Origin of the sequence: Nitrosomonas sp. JL21, assembly GCF_009833095.1 — a bacterium.
GTDB lineage: Bacteria > Pseudomonadota > Gammaproteobacteria > Burkholderiales > Nitrosomonadaceae > Nitrosomonas.
On sequence record NZ_QRCB01000027.1, the window covers coordinates 55,218 to 74,460 of the forward strand.

Genomic DNA, 19,243 nt, shown 5'->3' on the forward strand with positions numbered 1-19,243 from the left:
ACCTCTGCGCGTTACTTTTAAGAGCTTCCATTTTGCTGAAAATTGATCCGTTGGGGAGCGAAATCGATGAGTCACAGGGGTTATTGCCGGGAATCCCAGATCAGCAGGCGAATCGGGGTAGGATTGTACGCATTGCAGGGATTGTTCAATTGCGGGCAATTCGAAATCAATACCAATACGTCCATTTCTGCCCGCATTTCGACATATTTGCCGGGTGCCGAGATGCCGTCGACGAATTCCAGACCGCCTGCTTCAGTGACAGGCACATTCATGAAGAAATTGATATTGCTGGGAATGTCGCGTTTGCTCATGCCCAATTGTTCGCAGTGCGAATCATGCGCCAGCGCATGCAGAAAGTTGTCGCGGCAACTGTGCATTGGAAATTTGTCGAGCGCATAGCGGACGGTGTTGCTCTCCGCCGCGCAGGCACCGCCGAGGGTGTCATGCCGACCGCAGGTGTCGGCAGTGATTGTCAGCATCGCGTTGCCGAGATTGGAATACAGCTTGCTGCCAGTAGTCAGATACAACTTGTTTTGGGCGCGTATGGTATGGGTTGCGCTATAACGCTCAGCGGCATAGTGAGCGTTGTAGAATAATGTGTCGACCGCTTGATTGCCTTCCAGATCGACAATCCGGAAAATCTGGCCTTGACGGATGATTTGCGTCCACGGTTCACCGGCTGCGCAGATGCTATCGATCAGAGCCCGTTTGGGATCCAGTTGATCTAAATGAAGATTTTGTGTATTCATAGCGTACTCTCACAATAAAAATGTTTGGCGTTCTGTAATGCGCGCATATTTTCGGCGATTTGCAGGCACTCATTGACGGCGTCTGCAGGCGTATCGAACAATTCCAGATTAACTGCGCCAGGCTGATAAGATGGCCTGGGATCGAGCGGATGCGGCGCTGTGGACAGCACCACTAACGTGTTCATGATAAAACTCAGCTCGATCACATCGCCCGCTTTGCTGTGATTGGGATGGAACGTCAATTCACCGGCGCTGTTGGCGGTGACTTTGCTGAAAAAATTGATATTTGAAACGATATCGCGCAGCCCCAGTCCCCATTTGCCCAATTCGATCAATAGGCCATCCAGGGCGCTGCGATACATGGCGTTGCGGTGCTCCTGATAGCGGGCAGTGCCATATTTGTGGCGAATGAGCTCGTCGTCGCTCAGGCCGCAGACGGTATCGTTCCAGCCTGCCGAGTCCGCGGTGATGCAGCAGAAAATCCGGCCCATGTCGGAATGGCAGGCATGTCCCTTGGTCAGGCGAAACGTGTGCTGAGATTTCAGCGTATCCGCCATATTGTACCGCTCGAGCTTTTCTTCCTGATTGAAGAGCAATACTGCGGCATTGGCGCCGCCATTGACATCGATCAAGCGTAATGTGGTGCCGCGCCGGACAATGCCTGACCAATGGCATCCTCCCGGTATCGATTGCTTCCAAATGATTGTATCTTGTTGATTCATGATGAATTCCTTTCTAGGATCGTTTCTTGTCGCTGATCCAATGTTGGTAAAAGATGTACAACGTGGTGATGGCTAGAATACTGCCTAAGACCAGCGGCGTCGCCCATAATTGCCACCACGGGGCATCTGCCGATATGGCATACGGGCGCGGCCACGCAATGTTGATGACTTCAAACAGCGACCACAGGAATGCCAGAATATTGATCATTAGTCCCCAGGTACCCAGTTTTAATTCACCGAGTTGGGGATTCCATCGTCCCGAAAGTCTGGCAAATAATGCAAAACCAGTCGTGAATGCGAACATCGCATAGAGGCCGCCAGTACCGAAAGCGATGATGGTGGCTACGGCGTCGTCATTGAGCCCGAAAATCAATCCGCAACCGGCCAGAAGAACGGTAAAAAGAACTGCATTGCGTGGTGTTCTGCTGGTTGTGACTCTGCTCAAAATCCCCGGCATATTGCCTTCGCGTGCCATCGAAAACACAATCCGTGAGGTGTATTTGACCATCGAGGCGCCGCAGGCCAGAAAGGCGGTCATCACGATTGCTAAAAAAGGTTTCTCAAACCAATCACCTATACTGCTGGCGATGAGCGGCGTGACGGGATCGGAGGTATGGCTCGAATGCCTCAAGGTATCATCTTCAAAAGCCAGAATCAGCGCGGCCGAATTGAATAGCACGACTGTGCCGACCACCAGCAGCGACATGAAGATGGCGCGCGGCACCATGCGCTTGGGCTGATGGGTTTCTTCCGCTGTGGTCGAACAGGCATCGAAACCGATGAAAGCCCAGCCGGAAATCGCCAGCGCTGCCAGAAACGCGGCCATTTCACTTGGAGCGGTGCCGGTGCCCATATTTTGAAACAATGTGTCGATCGAATGATGGCGAAAGAAAAAGAATAATACCAGCGCAACGCCGAATGATCCGACTACTTCAGCATATACACCCAGTTTGATCACGACGTTGAAGATGCTGACCGGGGCCAAATTCAGCGCTGTACATAGAAGCAAGAATATAACCCCCCACAGCACCATGATACCGCCACCTTCATTCGGCAATCCGCTGAAGATTGCCAGCCAGAAGCCACCGGTATAGGCCGTGGTCGTGACCATGGCGATGGTGGAACAGATATAAATGACGCCGGCATAGTTTCCGGCAATCGCGCCGCCCAATTGCCGCGCCCATTTGTAAGCGCCACCGGCAATCGGAAATTGCGACGACAATTCCGCATACACCGTCGCGACCAACATTTGCATCAGCAGGCACACCGCCAGTGCGAGAAACCAACCGCCGCCAGCCACGACGGTTTGCACGCCGATGATCGCATACAGTCCAGCCACCGGCGACACGACTGCAAAACCCAGTGTGAAACTGTGCCACACGCTCATGCTGCGGCTGAGCATATCGCCAGTCGCGGGAATATCCTGCGAAAAAATGGTTTGTTTTGGTGAATCTGACATAACGAGCCTCCATCCAAAAGGGTTTGCCGAGATTGTAATGCACATGACGTCCATTACAGCTAATCTCCCGGGCTTTTTTCCCTCCGTGGAGTCCCGTTATCACGAGACCGGAAACTCTTGGACCAGACACCATAACGAGAATGGCCGGAACCCTAGTTTCACATTGATACTACCTAAAATTTCCCTCAGCGCATTGTATGTGCTCATTTCGAAAAAGGCAATCGATCAAATAATAAATTTCTGATCCCGCTACTATTGATAGGTTACTTAAGATTTAATAGCTGGTCCGATGCGTTGTACATGATGCGATTCGAGAATTTAGGAGTCTTGTCTGCTGCTCCACCTCCTGGCAAAGTCTGAAGGAAGCTTGGGTAATTCCTTTATTTGCTTGAATTTAAAATTGATGAGCACATGGTATTTTAATATTTTTCATTTATTATCAATTATTTATTTATTAAAATTCTTTTGGATTGGCAGTGAATATGCATTGAAGCAGATCGGGAGATGAAGTGAGTTACTAGAGTAATTTTGTGTTTACAAGATCTTAGGATTGGTAGAGTATTGAAGGATGAATAATCGGCTAATCTGTAATAGCTGAAAATTGTTCCGTCTCAAGAATAAATAACTCTTTTTCAAAAAGTTATCGTGAATTCTTAGTATATCCATAAGCATATTTTATTGAGTGCGTCATGGTTTATAGTAAACTCTGCGTTCGCTTGATAAAATTAATTTTTTAAAAAACTTAGATTATATTGTTAACTTAGGATTTTTCATGAATACCGAAGATTTTCGTCCCGAAAAGAAAGCCAAAATTTTTTATCCACCGCAACGTGTTTTGATGGGTCCCGGGCCATCGGATACGCATCCGCGCGTTCTCAATGCCATGGCCCGGCCGACGCTGGGCCATCTTGACCCTGTGTTCACTGAGATGATGGAAGAAATCAAGGGGTTGATGCGTTATGCGTTTCAGACCAAGAACCGGATGACTTTTCCGGTCTCGGGACCTGGATCGGTGGGGATGGAAATGTGCTTCGTCAATATGATCGTTCCGGGCGACAAGGTGATCGTTTGCCGCAATGGCGTATTTGGCGGCCGCATGATCGAGAATGTCGAGCGCCATGGTGGAGTGGCGGTCGTTGTCGATGATAAATGGGGTGAGCCAGTCGATCCGCAAAAAGTTGAAGATGCGTTGAAAAAGAATCCAGATGCCAAAATCGTTGCCTTCGTTCATGCGGAAACCTCGACTGGCGCCCAGTCCGATGCAAAGACGATATGTGAAATCGCACGCAAGCATGATTGCCTGACCATCGTGGATACCGTTACGTCATTGGGGGGAACGCCGATCAAAGTGGATGAATGGGGCATCGATGCAATTTATTCCGGCAGTCAGAAATGTTTGTCCTGCCCGCCAGGCTTGTCACCGGTCAGTTTTTCCGAACGCGTGACCGAGCTGGTGAAGAACCGCAAGGAAAAAGTTCATAGCTGGTTCATGGATATCAGTCTGTTGCTGAATTATTGGGGGTCGGCAGCGCGTACTTATCACCATACCGCACCGACCAATGCACTGTACGCATTGCATGAATCGTTGCTGATGCTGTCGGAGGAAGGACTGGAACATTCGTGGGCGCGCCATCGGCACAACTACGAAGCCTTGAAAGCCGGATTCGCTACGCTGGGCATGAATTACGTCGTTGCAGAGCAACATCGTTTGCCGCAGTTGAATTCAGTATTTATACCTGCAGGCGTGGATGAAAAAGAAGTGCGGCGTCGCCTGCTCGATGACTATAATCTGGAAATCGGCGCCGGTCTGGGCGATTTTGCCGGTAAAGTCTGGCGTTTTGGCTTGATGGGTACTTCCTGCCGCGTTGAGAATGTGATTTTCTGTCTCAATGCGCTGGAAAGCATTTTGTCTGATATGGGATTAAAAGTTGAGCGCGGCGCTGCTGCTTCGGCTGCGCATCAACGTTATGCAGCACATCCGATGTTTTGATGCATTGTCAAAATTAATCGGCATTTAGCTGTCTTACACCCTTTCCTTGTCGAAAAGATAAGGAAAGGGTGGATGTATTTACTGACCTCTCACGGATAATCCGGTCATTATGGGTGTGGATTTTCCCTTATCAGCTTTCACGGCACCGCTGCTCTCGTTTGGCATTGCTTTTTTTTCGATTCGCGGATTGATAAAAAGCGATACTGGCTGGGCGCTGGATCTTCCGAATTCACGTTCACTGCATTCCATACCTGTTCCACGCGTCGGTGGCTTGGGCTTGCTGTTTGCGGTCATGCTGAGCTGGATAGTATTTTCCGTGATCATTCCGATCGAAATTTGGGTGGGCATCAGCCTGCTGATTGCTATTTCTTTACTCGATGATATATGGCATTTGCCCGTTTGGAGCCGATTGCTGGTGCATTGCCTGGCGGCCTTCGGATTTTCGGCGATGCTGCTGATGCCTTTGCATGGATGGGTGATAGCTTTATGCGTCTCCTTAGCGATCATCTGGATGACTAATCTCTATAACTTCATGGATGGCTCAGATGGCTTGGCGGGAGGAATGACGGCGATCGGGTTTGGATATTATGGCGTGCTTGCGTATTGGATGGGCCATCATGATTTCGCAACTGCGAATTTCTGTGTTGCAGCTGCAGCACTGGCTTTTTTAGCGCACAATTTTCATCCCGCGCGGGTTTTTCTAGGGGATGCAGGCGCTATTCCGCTGGGATTCCTAGCCGCGGTATTTGGCATTCTGGGGTGGATGAGCCAGATATGGCCCATTTATGTGCCATTGCTGGTATTCTCTCCATTCATTGCCGACTCGACCGTTACGCTGATCAAACGATTGCTGCGCGGTGAAAATATCTGGCAGGCGCATCGCGAACATTATTATCAACGGATGATTGTGCATGGTTTCTGGCACCGCAAAACGGCAGTGCTGAGCTATGGGCTCATGCTGGCTGTGGGCGGAAGCGCAGTATGGGCAGGACACCAGGAATCGACGGTGCAATATTGGGTAGTGATCGCCTGGGGAGGGATTTATCTGATACTGATGTCTTTTGCGGATTGTAATCAGAAATGGCATTCCGATCGAGGATGATATGTTCGTGAGCAGATTTGGAATTCGCACACTGATTGCCATTGTGCACGATTTTGTCGCCGTTGCCGTCGCATGGTGGCTTGCTTATTTGTTCCGCTTTAATTTTGACATTCCTGCGCCGACGTTATCCTTTCTGCCGACTATATTACCGTGGGCTGTACTGACTCAAACGAGTTTCTTTTTCGGACTCGGACTGTACCGGGGATTATGGCGATATGCCAGTTTCCCTGATCTGAAACGAATCTTTGTAGCGGTGGTTGCCGGTACGGCGACAGTATTACTGATGTTCTTGATACTGGATGTTTTGGACGATATTCCAGGGTCGGTGATTTTGCTCGCTCCATTATTGTTATTGCTGATCATGGGCAGCAGCCGGCTGGCATATCGCGCCTGGAAAGAACATCGTTTGTACAGCCTCGAGAGTTATGAAGCCAAGCTGGTGCTGGTGATCGGAGCCGGCAACACGGCGGTGAATCTGGTCAAGGATCTGGCGCGAAGCCGGGACTGGCACGTCGTGGGCATGCTGGATGACGATCGCCGAAAACTGGGTTCTCGCTTGCTGGGTGTGCGGGTGCTCGGCAAGATCAATGAACTGCCGCATTGGGTGCAGCAACTGAACGTGGGACATGTCATCATCGCGATACCTTCCGTAGCTCACCGGATTCATCGTCATACCCTGGAAATGTGCGCTGAGATTGGAGTGAAAGTCATGACGGTGCCGTCTTACGCCGATTTGATCAGCGGCAAAGCCACAGTCTCGACGATCCGGGAAATCGAGTTGGATGATTTGCTCGGTCGTGAACCGGTGGTTCTCGATACCGATGGGTTGCATAGCTTGTTGACGGGAAAAGTCATCCTGGTCACGGGTGCCGGCGGATCGATCGGCTCAGAGCTATGCCGGCAGCTGATTGCGTATGATCCGGAGCGGATCGTGTTTCTGGAGCAGAATGAATTTGCGCTCTACTGCATCCAAGAAGAGCTCGCGCCGCGTTTTCCCAAGATCAAGATGTCCTTTGTTATCGGCGATATCAAAGATTATGCGCGCATGACTCAGATTTTTACGCAATTCAGGCCTTCGGTGGTTTTTCATGCCGCTGCGTATAAGCATGTACCGCTGATGGAGCAGGAAAATGCTTGTCAGGCATTGCTCAATAATGTGCTCGGCACCTATGTGTTGGCGCAGATTGCCATTAGTTACGGGGTAAGAAAATTCGTGTTGGTTTCAACCGATAAGGCGGTCAATCCGGTCAGTGTCATGGGGGCGAGCAAGCGATTGGCAGAAATGGTATGCCAGGCTTTGCAACAATCCATTTCCAAACATGCTTCACAGAATCAAGATGTGCAAATGCCTTCAACCTGTTTCGTAATGGTTCGATTTGGTAATGTGCTGGGTAGTACAGGCAGCGTCATTCCTAAATTTCGCGAGCAAATCGCCAAAGGTGGTCCCATCACCATTACGCATCCTGACATGACACGTTATTTCATGTCCATTCCGGAAGCTGCGCAGCTGGTATTGCAAGCGGGCTGGATGGGAGGAACGCGGGGAGGTGGCGAAATCTTCGTATTGGATATGGGTAATCCGGTCAAGATCATTGATCTGGCGAATGACCTGATTCATCTCTCGGGTCTGGGAGAAGACGATATTCGGATTATTTACAGCGGGCTGAGGCCTGGTGAAAAATTGCATGAGGAATTGCTGGCGACTGATGAAAACAGCCTGCCAACACCGCATGAGAAATTGCGGATTGCGCAAGCGCGTGAAGTGGATGAGCGTTGGCTGTCCGATTTGATCTTGTGGTTGGAACGGGTATCCGTGCTGAGTGACAAGGAAGTTCGCGAGCAGTTGACAAAATGGGTGCCGGAATATACCAACAAAGAATCGGTGCATCAAGGAAGCGCTGATTAATTGACTGCACGAGCGAATTGCTGCGTTGCACGGTACTCATTCCCTCGCCTATCAGATTGATATGTCTCGGTCGTTGCGTTCCGTGCGCCTCGCACTTCATCTCGTTCGTTGAATAATCAGCGCTTCCTTAAGAAATCAAGCTGTGCTAGATCTGTCTGTGGTGTGAGGAACGCATATGAGTGAGATTTTCGGTGATGCAGCCGTTTTCCAATACCACGATCCGGTCAATTTTCTTTAGCGTTGGAATATGGCGGCTAAAGACCAGTGTTGTGCGCTGGTGAGTGAGTTCATCCAAAGCGGAAAATAACCGACCCGAGTCCGGGGTATCGAGACCGAGTACCTCATCCAAAATCAGTATGGGGGGATTCTTCAGGAAATTGCGCGCGATAGCGATAAAGTAACGTTGCATCTGAGTGAGCTGGAATTTGTCTTTACCTACCGGCGTTTGCAAACCTTCCGGCATTTCCCGGATGAAGGCCATGGCGTGGGATGCTTGGGCGGCGGCAGTGATCGGGAGCTCATGTGCGCACCGCATTTTGCCATAGGCGATATTGCCGGCAATTTTGTCACTCAATAGCCGGCTATCTTTCATGATTATGCCAATATTGCTGTGCAGGCAATTCAGGATGATGTCATTTAAGGAATGATCATCAAGGGTCAGATTGCCGCTGCTGGGTTGTTGCATACGTAGTATCAGGTCGATCAATGTGTTTTTTTCCTCATCGGTATATCCTGTAAACACAATAGTTTCGCCTGGTTTAATGGTGAGATTGATGGGGCCGAGAATCGGTTTGGCAGCAGAATCTTTTTGTACGCGCAACTGCTTGAACTCCAATTTTCCTTGGATGCGTTTGAGGTATTGAGTGGCTGAATCTTCTTCGGAGACCCGATCCAGAAAAAGCCAGACAGACTCCATATCCGGTTGGGAATGCTGCAATGATTTAATGAGTTCCGCTGAGCGCCGGATCGGATTGATCAGTAATGATATCGCTGCAATCAAGGCGCCTGCGTCAGCAATCGTCAGGGAATGATCGAAAAGTTGCTGGGTAATGAAATATAGGGCTGCGACGATGATCAGCGCGGTCATCAACTCCGCGATCAGCTTGGAGAGGCTGCCAAGCGAGATTCGGCGCATTTCCTCTTGATCGAAGGATTGCGCGATCTTTCCAAGACGCTGGCTTTCCTGGGTTTGGCCGCCATTCAGGCGGATTTCACGATACTGCGTGATGGACTGGCAGACATGCCGGGATAGATTCTGGGTGGCGGCGCTATGATGCTGAGTGAGTTTGCTGAGCTGGCTGCGCGTCATTTGGGCGATCAACATTATCAACGGTGCGATAAACAGCAGCAGCACGGAAAATTCTTGATTGAGAAAAAAAAGGCATAGCATCAGTCCAACAATGACCAGGCCATCATGTATTCCAGCGGCGATATTTCGTATCGTGCCGTGAGCGACCTCATGAATCTGGGAAATCAAGGATTCGATTTCTTTGCCTACATTGAGTTGCCGGTAATAATCGATCGGCAGTGTCAAGAGTTTATCGAATAGCTCTATTCGAACATCAGCAACGAGACGGCTACTGACTGTGGCAACGGAATGGTTGCTCATATAATTGGCAATGCCGCGTACTGCCAATAGCACCAACAGAGCGATTAATGTGCTTTGCACGAGAGCCCGATCCTGCTTGATGAAAATACCGTCGAGCAATTGCTGGATGAATAATGGCAACACCGCTAGGGTAGTTACACCGACGAACATTGCGCATAAAGCCAGCGCTAATAGCTTCCAGTGAGGCGTAAGCCTGCCGAGTAATAGCCGATAAGGTCGTGAGCGCATCATAAAGAAGAATTTTACATGAACATCGAGTGGTTGATTGTAGTGCGCAGCTATCGGGTATGAACAGCAGATATAGTACAATCGCACTACTTTTCCATGAATAAGCCGAATCCACATTATTTCCGAATGCTTTCGATCATCGAATCTGAGTCTGAATCTTTATGCCAACGTCGAATACGTCATTTCTAATCCATCATGATCAGCAGGCCTTGCTGCCGCGGCGCAAAGGCATCGTACTCGCCGGTGGTTCCGGAACCCGGCTTTATCCCGTGACGCAGGTCGTGTCAAAGCAATTGCTGCCGGTGTTTGATAAGCCGATGATTTATTATCCGCTCAGCACGCTGATGCTGGCGGGAATTCGGGATATTCTGATCATTTCGACGCCCCGCGATGTGATTTGCTTTCAAGAGCTTCTGCGCGATGGCCATCAATGGGGGCTGAACATTTCCTATGCGGAGCAACCTTCTCCGGATGGCCTGGCGCAAGCCTTCATCATCGGTGAATCGTTCATTCAGAACGATTGTTCGGCGCTGGTACTGGGGGACAATATTTTTCATGGTCACGATTTTCATCATTTGCTGCTCAATGCGATGCGGCGTATCCAGGGCGCCAGTGTATTCGCTTACCATGTGCATGATCCGGAACGCTACGGCGTGGTGGAATTTGACCATCAGGGCAATGTAATCAATCTCGAGGAAAAGCCGCAGCAGCCCAAGTCGCACTATGCCGTTACGGGTCTCTATTTCTACGATTCGCAGGTAGTAGATTATGCCAAAAGCCTCAAGCCATCGTTTCGCAATGAATTGGAAATCACTGACTTAAATCGAATGTATCTGGAGCAATCTGCACTGAGCGTCGAAATCATGGGACGAGGCTATGCCTGGCTGGATACCGGGACACATGAATCATTGCTGGATGCCAGTCAGTTTGTTGCCACCATCGAACATCGACAAGGACTGAAAATTGCCTGTCCGGAAGAAATTGCTTTTCGTCAAGGTTGGATCGATGCCGCGCAATTGGAAAAATTGGCGATACCACTGGCAAAGAATGGATATGGGCAGTATTTGCAGGAAGTGCTCAAACGTGAATTTTAACGGTCATTTTTATCGAACTGTGTTATGCATTCTACTCAACTAGCTATTCCGGAAGTGTTTCTGTTCGAGCCGAGAGTGTTCAGTGATGATCGGGGGTTTTTTTTCGAAAGTTTCAATCAGCATGAATTTGAAGCGGCGGTCGGAAAAAAAATACATTTTGTGCAGAGCAATCACTCGTACTCGATCCGGCATGTGTTGCGCGGTTTGCACTATCAAATTCAGCAAGCGCAGGGGAAGCTGGTGCGTGTAGCTGCGGGCAGTGTGTTCGATGTTGCGGTGGATATTCGCCGCCAATCGCCGACATTTGGTCAATGGGTGGGTGAGATTCTCAGCGCTGAGAACAAAAAACAACTCTGGATCCCTGCCGGTTTTGCGCATGGGTTTATTGTGCTTTCCGATCACGCTGAATTCCTGTACAACACGACCGATTACTGGGCACCGCAACATGAACGCTGTATCGTGTGGAATGATGCTGAATTGGCGATCAATTGGCCGCTGGCCGGCATGCAACCAGTGCTGTCAGAAAAAGATGCGCGCGGTGTATGTTTTCATGATGCAGATGTGTACGAGTGATCATTTGGAATGGCCAAACAAAAATCAATCTATACCTGTACCGAGTGCGGTGGCCAGACGCTGAAATGGCAAGGGCAGTGTCCGCACTGCCAATCATGGAACACGTTGGTCGAAACCATAGACGAGAAACCCATAACACGTTTCAGTCCGATATCGAAGACTGGCCAGGTACAGAATCTGAGCACAATCGAGGCGCACGAGGAGCCGCGCTATCCGACCGGTTTGGAGGAACTTGATCGGGTTCTGGGGGGCGGTATCGTACAGGGTGGGGTAGTGCTGTTGGGTGGAGATCCCGGTATCGGCAAATCGACGTTATTGCTGCAGGCAGTTTCCTATATGTCAGCACACCATCAAGTGCTGTATGTCAGCGGTGAGGAATCGGCGCAACAAGTTGCTTTACGCGCCAAGCGTCTGGCGCTGAACGTCAACGCAGTGGATCTGCTGGCGGAAATTCAACTGGAAAAAATCCAATCGGTGCTCACCGAGCGCAAACCTGCGGTGGCGGTCATTGACTCGATCCAGACCATATATTCCGAAGTGCTGCAATCGGCGCCCGGATCGGTTGCTCAGGTGCGCGAGTGTGCCGCGCAATTGACGCGCCTGGCAAAGTCGAGCGGAACGTGCATCATCCTGGTCGGCCACGTGACCAAGGAAGGTGCGTTAGCGGGGCCGCGCGTGCTGGAGCATATGGTCGATACCGTGTTGTACTTCGAAGGCGATTTGCATTCGAGTTTTCGCATGATCCGCGCCTTCAAGAATCGCTTTGGCGCTGTCAACGAATTGGGTGTGTTTGCGATGGGAGAGAAAGGCTTGCGCGAAGTGAAGAACCCTTCGGCGTTGTTTCTTTCGCATCACGACGCTCAGGTTCCGGGGTCGTGCATCATGGTAACGCAAGAAGGCTCTCGTCCGTTGCTGGTAGAGATACAAGCCCTGGTCGACGAAGCCCATTCTCCTAATCCGCGGCGATTATGCGTGGGATTGGAGCAGAACCGTCTGGCGATGTTATTGGCAGTGCTGCATCGCCACGCCGGCATGGCGTGTTTTGACCAGGATGTTTTCGTCAATGCCGTCGGCGGCGTCAAAATCACTGAGCCGGGTGCGGATCTTGCGGTATTGCTCGCGATTGTTTCTTCATTGAAGAATAGGCCCTTGGCGGAAAAGATGGTGGTGATCGGCGAAATTGGCCTGGCCGGTGAGATCCGTCCGGTGCAACGCGGCCAGGAACGACTGAAGGAAGCCGCGAAACTCGGATTTAAACGCGCGCTCATTCCGACGGCTAACAAACCCAAACAACCTATCGGCGGTATGGATGTCATTGCCGTCCAGAGGGTTGCAGAAGCTGTCGCGCACATGGTTTGATGAGTTCGTGCTGAAATTGTTTTAGCGCTGCGCATGCAGGTTCAGATGTGGATCTTTCTTAAATAATCTTCTTTTATGCAGTTACAGGAATTGCATGATAGCGATCAATGAGCATCCTCCAACGACATAGATCAGCGGACTATCCCAGGTATGAGGAGAGAACGCTTCGGCCAGGGTGATCAGCAGCGGAAGCGTGACACATGCGGCGAGCAATTGGGCCGGATTGAAATAGGAATGGAATGCGATGACTGCGATCAACGTCGTTACGAATACGCAAGCGCTGCCCGCATAACTCCTCACATACCGTTGCTTGGTGAACAACGCATAGGTCGCGTATTTCCGTTGTCCAAAGCGTATGCCAATGGGCTCTGCCAAGCCGTCGCCGATGCCATTGGCGATAATAATGATCATCAGCAGCGGTAACATCTCATGACTTTCGAAATAGGCCAGCAGCGGAATGAGCACTGCATAACTGGCGATGAACTGCGTATATAGCCATAACAGAGTGTATGGCCTGTCTTCGGGTCTATCGAAGGAGCGGAACATGATCCAGAGGAGCTTGGATCGCTTGCGCAACGGTGCAGCAAAACAGCCCAGAAAAATGAATGCGCATACCATATCCATGAAGAACGTAATTGCACTATAAGGATATTCAATAACCAACGACAGCAACGTTGGCAGGAAGAAGAATGCAAAGTGGTTGATCTTGCGGGTGTAGTTGACCTTGACATTGTGTTCGACGACCAGTAATCCATTCAGGTAATGGATTAATAGTAACAAGACGTAGAAAGTGGCATGATGCAACCAATACGTTGAAGGAATGTCCATTTTTTGTCAGGAAGCGTTGAAAAACTGCTGTACTTTTTCATCCAGGTTTGCAACAGTCCGCGGTTCAGAATTCATTGGAGCTCCAATGCGTTTTTGATCAGCAGTATAGATCGGATGAATCCAGTGCAGGTAATTTCTGGGCTGGCTGTGGCAATTGAGAAAGTATCCGGTATTGCGTGACTCTGTGCATAAAAGGTCGATCAAATGAATAAGCAGCGGCAGCTTTGGATTCTGGGCGGATTATCAATTGTGGTCGTAGCGCTGGCTTGGCTGTTGCCATCTTTTTCGCAACCTGCCAATTATCATGACTTTGCAGACCGGCGCAGTTTTTTCGGCATTCCCAATTTCAATGATGTGATGTCCAACTTGGGGTTTTTTTTCAGTGCCGCAGCCGGAATAGTATTTTTATTCCAGATTTATCGTATGCCGGTACAACGATCGTTTGCGCATCTCAATGAGTCTTTGCCGTACTGGGTGTTGTTTCTGAGCGTGGGAATGGTGACCTTCGGTTCAATAGGTTATCACTTGGCGCCGGATAATGATCGGCTGGTGTGGGACCGATTGCCCATTGTCATTGCGCTTACCGCATTGTTATCGGCCACGCTGGTCGAGCGCATCGATCGCACGGCCGGTTTGTGGGCATTGCCGATTATGGCAATTCTGGCTGCTCTGAGTGCGGGGTATTGGTATTGGACTGAATTGCAAGGCAAGGGTAATCTGAACTTTTATATTGTGACTCAGTTTTACTCGATTACCATAATCCTCTGGATCAGCTCGCAGTTTCCTTCGCGGTACAGCCATGCCAATGATATTTATCTGGTAATTGCGCTGTACGGGGTAGCGAAGGTGGCTGAAATGCTGGATAAATCAATTTTTGTCTGGACTCAAGGGTATGTCAGCGGTCACACCCTCAAGCACCTCATTGCAGCCTATGCCGTTTACCGGATAGTGCAAATGTTGCAGCAACGGCGAGTCATTCAGCCAGAAACCGTTTCATGAACAAATATCCAAAGTATTTCTGGAATGCGCTGTTACGGTCATGCTGCGCTGAAATCGGGCTCAGTTTGCTTATTAGCTTCCCGTTAATTGCACGGATTGAACCTGCTTTCGCCGTGACTGATTCTCGCAAGCTAGCTATCGGCTTTCTATAGAGCGCTTTTATCCATCATTTGGATCGCGCAAATTGAAAACCTGATGACCCTGCTGATTTTCCACTATTGCCACGAAAAGACGAGTTGCCGCGATGGCCTTGATCGAATGGACGGCCCCGCTGTCCATTTTCGCTCCGACCTGATTCATGGCGCGTGCCAAAACCTGAACGGTTTTCCTGAGTTGCGAAAGGTGAGCGTTTGCGTTTTTGAAAAACATTGGGAGTGCTTTTGACACCATTATTCTGGAAGCGAGGCTTGATGCGAGGCTCCAATCCGGGAATAATGTGAGATGCAATGCGTTGACCGGTATAACGCTCAATTTTCGACAAATGCGCGCTATCTTTGACGGATGCAAACGAAACCGCGATGCCCGAGGCTCCCGCCCGGCCGGTGCGTCCGATGCGGTGCACATAATCCTCGGCGAATTTCGGCAAATCAAAATTGATGACATGGGTAATGTCGGCCACGTCGATTCCTCGCGCGGCGACATCGGTCGCTACGAGCACGCGCAATCCGCCGCTGCGCAGCCGGGTTAGGGTACGATTGCGTTCGCGCTGATTCATGTCGCCATGCAATGCCGCGGCGGCAATACCCTGAGCGTATAAATTATCCGCCAGCGTGTCGGCATCACGTTTAGTGGCAGTGAATACGATGGCTTGCTTCAGCTTCTCATCGCGCAATACATGATCCAATAAACGATTCTTGTGTGACATGTCATCGGCGTAATGCAAGCGCTGCTCGATGTTGTCGAGTTTGGTTTTGGACGACGCGACCTGGATGCGCTTCGGAGTATTCAAGAGTTTGGCGGCCACTTTGTCAATGGCATTGTCCAGAGTGGCTGAAAACAGGACGGTCTGGCGCGTGGTAGGGGTTGCCGAGGCAATACTTTCGACATCGTCAATGAAGCCCATATCCAGCATTCGATCCGCTTCATCGAGCACAAGCATCTGCAGGCGACTGAAGTCGATTCGGCCGCGTTGGATGTGATCGATCAATCGCCCCGGCGTTGCAACCAGGATGTCAACCGGCTGAGATAATAGTTTGTTCTGCAATGGATAAGGCATTCCGCCGAGAATGCTGACGACTTTGCTGCGAGGAAGGTATTTTCCGTATTTTTTAGTTGCGTCGGAGACTTGCAGAGCGAGTTCGCGTGTAGGCGTGAGGACCAGAATGCGCGGACCACGACCGTGAACTTTTGATGGTGTGGCTAACAAATGCAGCGCGGGCAGCATGAAAGCCGCAGTTTTTCCTGTACCTGTTTGCGCAGATGCCAGGATATCGTGCCCTGACAGCAATTCGGGAATTGCTTGCTTCTGAATGGGCGTAGGCGTGGTATATCCAGCATCATGAATGGCTTTGAGAATGGCAATATGTAAATTCAGATCTTCAAAAGACACGGTATTTTCCTAAAGAGTGGGAATAGGTGCGCAAACAGACAATATCTCTTTTAGACAATGCTTATCTCCGCCAGCGCAATTTAATAAAGTATCGCCGCTAACCAAGGTTGCAATAGTCATTTTCAGTAAAGAGTTGAAAAATCGAAGAGAGGTCAGGAACGATGTAACTAGCCAGTGCCAGTTACTATTACTGTTGATTGGGTACTTAAAAGCTCCGATCAACTAAGCGCGGAAGTATACTGGAACATAAAATAACCTGCAATTATTTATTTTTTAAACAGAAAAAAAGTAAGAAATAGTGTTGCGTCAGATTGAAATGCCCGTCATTGGATCGTGACTCGGGCATATTTGCGTTTGCCGACTTGTATGACGATCGTGTGGCCTCGCGCTATTTTGATCGATTTGTCACTGACTTTTTCATTATCGAGCTTGACGGCGCCTTGCTCGATCATGCGCATAGCCTCACTGGTGCTGGACGTGAGCGCTGCCTGCTTCAGAATATGGATGAGCGCAATGTCTTCCTCCTGTGCCTGGATTATTTTTTCGGCGATGTCATCCGGCAATGCGCCATGTTTAAAGCGGGTTTCGAAATCGACGAGGGCGTCGGTGGCGTCTTTAGGGGTATGAAAACGGGTGACAATTTCCTGAGCGAACAGGATCTTGATATCTCGAGGATTGCGGCCTGCGACAACTTCCTTTTGCCATGATTGAATCGTGCTCAGCGATTCAAACGAGAGGAGCTCCAGATAACGCCACATGAGCTGATCGGAGATCGACATGAGCTTGCCAAAGATTTCTTTCGGACTCTCGGTAATCCCGACATAATTATTCAATGATTTTGACATCTTGTTTACCCCATCCAGCCCTTCGAGCAAAGGCATGGTCAGGATACACTGTGGTGGCTGGCCAAAATGCTTCTGCAATTCCCGTCCCATCAGCAAATTGAATTTCTGATCAGTGCCGCCCAATTCAAGATCGGCTTTCAACGCCACCGAATCATATCCCTGGATCAGCGGGTAGAGAAATTCATGAATGGCGATGGCCTGATTGCTGCGGTAACGCTTGTCGAAATCATCTCGTTCCAGCATCCGTGCGACCGTATGCGTGGCAGCCAGCTTGATCAAATCCGCTGCATTGAGTTGATCCATCCAGCTTGAATTGAATACTACCTCGGTATGCTCAGGTTTTAGAATTTTAAAGACTTGCGCAGTGTAGGATTCGGCGTTTTGCGAGACCTGTTCGCGCGTAAGCGGCGGGCGAGTGGCATTCTTGCCGCTCGGATCGCCGATCATTCCGGTGAAATCACCGATCAAGAACAAGATGTGATGTCCCAGATCCTGCAATTGACGCAGTTTGTTCAACAGCACCGTATGACCCAGGTGTAAATCCGGCGCGGTTGGATCAAATCCCGCTTTAACCCGCATCGGCCGGCCTGACATGAGCTTTTTTTCTAACTCGGATTCGATCAAGAGTTCATGACTTCCACGTTTGAAGATGTCAATTTGAAGTTTTTCTGATGTATTCACTATATTGATAACATTTAGGTTTTTATTGTTCGGTCGGTTGCGGAAAATGACTTATCGCATTTTCAATTGTACCTTGGTACATGTTTTGATAATTTTTGTGTTAGACTCGCGCCTGTTTGCACATGATAAAGACTGGAGGCTCTTCATATATGCTATCTAAACCCTTTAGCAGTCAACAAAGGATTCTAGCTCAAAAATCATCAAAACTTACAAAAAAAACAATTCGCCTGCTGGTAGTTTTATCCAGCGTTCCACTGTTCGGAATAGTCACTGCATTTGGTATTGCGCCCAATTCTCCCTCGTTTGAAGATGTACAGGTGGAAGAAGTAGTCCTCGATCTATCGATTCCCGAAGCTGTTCAAGATACAGCCTCTTCAACGTTCTGGCATGAAGAAAATATTCGACGTGGCGATACGATTACCGCCATCCTGAATCGATTGGATATCAATGATCAGGATTCCACTGATTTTCTACAGGCAGCCCGCGGCAGTCGCGCGATGCGCCAACTGAAACCCGGCCAAACCATTTATGCTCAAAAGACGGCCGATGGCGAGTTGTTGACTCTTCGTTATCTATTCGGAAATGAAGAGCTGTTTTTGATGGAAAAAACCGATGACGAATTTAAAATGACTGAGCAAGCCATTGATTTGGATGCGCAGATTCATATGAAGTCAGGAGTGATCAATAGCTCATTATTTGCGTCCACGGACGGCGTGGGCATTCCCAATCGCATTGCTACACAGCTTACCGAAATATTTGCATCGGACATCGATTTTTACCGCGATGTGCGGCGGGGAGACAGATTCACCATCGTATATGAAACAACGTCGAGCAATGGTAAGAAGGCGAAGAATGGACGTGTATTGGCTGCAGAATTCGTGAATAAAGGTAAATCACATCAAGCAATCTATTTCAAAGCATCGAATGGTGCCGATGGTTATTATTCTCCCGAAGGCGAAAGCCTGCGCAAGGATTTCTTATTGTCACCGCTGGCTTTTTCGCGTGTCAGCTCGGGGTTCAACAAAGCCCGATTCCATCCCATTCTTAAGGAATGGCGAGCGCACAAAGGCATCGATTACGCGGCGCCTACCGGCACTCCTGTGAGAGCCACGTCGAATGGAATCGTTGCGTTTTCCGGTTCACAGCGAGGTTATGGGAATCTGGTGGTACTGAAGCACAATGGCAAATTCGAAACCGCATACGGCCATCTGTCGCGTTTTGCGAGCGGATTGACCAAAGGCAAGCGCGTGAACCAAGGTGAGGTGATCGGATATGTCGGTTCAACGGGGATGGCGACAGGGCCGCACTTGCACTATGAGTTGCGAGTTGATGGTTTGCAGCGCGATCCCACCAAATTAGCGTTGCCGACTGCGCCGCCTATTTCCAAGAAAGATATGAATGCGTTTCACATAACCACCCAATCATTGATGGCCCGTCTGAATATTATGCGAAATATTCATTACGCGGCGCTGGAATAACATAACCCAATGGAATGGATAGATTTCACCTCGACATCTATCCATTCACCTGTCAACGATCGAATGCAATCC

Annotated in this window: 15 protein-coding genes and 1 riboswitch; of the genes, 8 read left to right on the forward strand and 7 right to left on the reverse strand. The window is 49.6% G+C overall.

Annotated features, from left to right (window positions below; genetic code table 11):
- Positions 1-80: 80 nt before the first annotated feature.
- The 3 genes from ABF87_RS09415 to ABF87_RS09425 are packed head-to-tail and all read right to left on the reverse strand — an operon-like array spanning position 81 to position 2,930.
- Positions 81-749, reverse strand: a complete 669-nt coding sequence (locus tag ABF87_RS09415; protein WP_160828873.1) for an urea amidolyase associated protein UAAP2 — start codon at positions 747-749, stop codon at positions 81-83.
- Positions 746-1,471, reverse strand: coding sequence for an urea amidolyase associated protein UAAP1 (locus tag ABF87_RS09420; protein WP_160828874.1), 726 nt, complete (start codon positions 1,469-1,471; stop codon positions 746-748). The genes ABF87_RS09415 and ABF87_RS09420 overlap by 4 nt, the downstream gene beginning before the upstream one ends.
- Before the next feature lie 13 nt (positions 1,472-1,484).
- Complete coding sequence (locus ABF87_RS09425; protein ID WP_160828875.1) at positions 1,485-2,930, reverse strand: APC family permease; 1,446 nt, start codon at positions 2,928-2,930, stop codon at positions 1,485-1,487.
- 62 nt (positions 2,931-2,992) lie between these two features.
- Positions 2,993-3,097: riboswitch (guanidine-I (ykkC/yxkD leader) on the reverse strand.
- Between the two features lie 605 nt (positions 3,098-3,702).
- On the opposite strand from ABF87_RS09425, the gene ABF87_RS09430 reads away from it, so the two are divergent.
- The 3 genes from ABF87_RS09430 (at position 3,703) to ABF87_RS09440 (ending at position 7,928) form a co-directional block, all read left to right on the forward strand.
- Positions 3,703-4,920, forward strand: coding sequence for an alanine--glyoxylate aminotransferase family protein (locus ABF87_RS09430; protein ID WP_160828876.1), 1,218 nt, complete (start codon positions 3,703-3,705; stop codon positions 4,918-4,920).
- 109 nt (positions 4,921-5,029) lie between these two features.
- The gene (locus ABF87_RS09435) at positions 5,030-6,022 is read left to right on the forward strand and encodes a glycosyltransferase family 4 protein (protein ID WP_160828877.1); all 993 of its coding nucleotides are present in this window, start codon (positions 5,030-5,032) and stop codon (positions 6,020-6,022) included.
- 1 nt (position 6,023) lies between these two features.
- On the forward strand, positions 6,024-7,928 hold the full coding sequence (locus ABF87_RS09440) for a nucleoside-diphosphate sugar epimerase/dehydratase (protein WP_160828878.1): 1,905 nt from the start codon (positions 6,024-6,026) through the stop codon (positions 7,926-7,928).
- Between the two features lie 145 nt (positions 7,929-8,073).
- Here ABF87_RS09440 and ABF87_RS09445 read toward each other — a convergent pair whose 3' ends face one another.
- Entirely contained in the window at positions 8,074-9,768 is a 1,695-nt protein-coding gene (locus ABF87_RS09445; RefSeq protein ID WP_160828879.1) for an ABC transporter transmembrane domain-containing protein, read from the reverse strand.
- A gap of 158 nt (positions 9,769-9,926) precedes the next feature.
- Here ABF87_RS09445 and rfbA point away from each other — a divergent pair, with 158 nt between their 5' ends.
- From rfbA to radA, 3 genes are read left to right on the forward strand one after another with little or no spacing between them, the layout of a single operon-like run.
- Positions 9,927-10,859 carry a glucose-1-phosphate thymidylyltransferase RfbA gene (gene rfbA, locus ABF87_RS09450; RefSeq protein WP_160828880.1) on the forward strand — a complete coding sequence of 311 codons (933 nt, stop codon included), beginning with the start codon at positions 9,927-9,929 and terminating at the stop codon, positions 10,857-10,859.
- 24 nt (positions 10,860-10,883) lie between these two features.
- Positions 10,884-11,432, forward strand: coding sequence for a dTDP-4-dehydrorhamnose 3,5-epimerase (gene rfbC, locus ABF87_RS09455; RefSeq protein WP_160828881.1), 549 nt, complete (start codon positions 10,884-10,886; stop codon positions 11,430-11,432).
- A gap of 9 nt (positions 11,433-11,441) precedes the next feature.
- A complete protein-coding gene (gene radA / locus ABF87_RS09460) occupies positions 11,442-12,791 on the forward strand; it encodes a DNA repair protein RadA (protein WP_160828882.1) in 1,350 nt (449 codons plus the stop codon).
- Between the two features lie 81 nt (positions 12,792-12,872).
- Here the strand turns inward: radA and ABF87_RS09465 are convergent, their stop codons facing one another.
- Positions 12,873-13,619 (reverse strand): hypothetical protein, encoded by a 747-nt coding sequence (locus tag ABF87_RS09465; protein WP_160828883.1) that lies wholly within the window; start codon positions 13,617-13,619, stop codon positions 12,873-12,875.
- A 204-nt stretch (positions 13,620-13,823) separates the two neighbouring features.
- On the opposite strand from ABF87_RS09465, the gene ABF87_RS09470 reads away from it, so the two are divergent.
- Positions 13,824-14,618, forward strand: coding sequence for an alkaline phytoceramidase (locus ABF87_RS09470; protein ID WP_160828884.1), 795 nt, complete (start codon positions 13,824-13,826; stop codon positions 14,616-14,618).
- A gap of 166 nt (positions 14,619-14,784) precedes the next feature.
- Here the strand turns inward: ABF87_RS09470 and ABF87_RS09475 are convergent, their stop codons facing one another.
- Both ABF87_RS09475 and tyrS read right to left on the reverse strand, forming a co-directional pair.
- A complete protein-coding gene (locus ABF87_RS09475; RefSeq protein WP_160828885.1) occupies positions 14,785-16,167 on the reverse strand; it encodes a DEAD/DEAH box helicase in 1,383 nt (460 codons plus the stop codon).
- Positions 16,168-16,490: 323 nt separating this feature from the next.
- Positions 16,491-17,693 (reverse strand): tyrosine--tRNA ligase, encoded by a 1,203-nt coding sequence (gene tyrS, locus ABF87_RS09480; RefSeq protein WP_160828886.1) that lies wholly within the window; start codon positions 17,691-17,693, stop codon positions 16,491-16,493.
- 149 nt (positions 17,694-17,842) lie between these two features.
- Between tyrS and ABF87_RS09485 the strand changes: the two genes are divergently transcribed.
- On the forward strand, positions 17,843-19,171 hold the full coding sequence (locus tag ABF87_RS09485; protein ID WP_160828887.1) for a peptidoglycan DD-metalloendopeptidase family protein: 1,329 nt from the start codon (positions 17,843-17,845) through the stop codon (positions 19,169-19,171).
- The last annotated feature ends 72 nt before the right edge of the window (positions 19,172-19,243 follow it).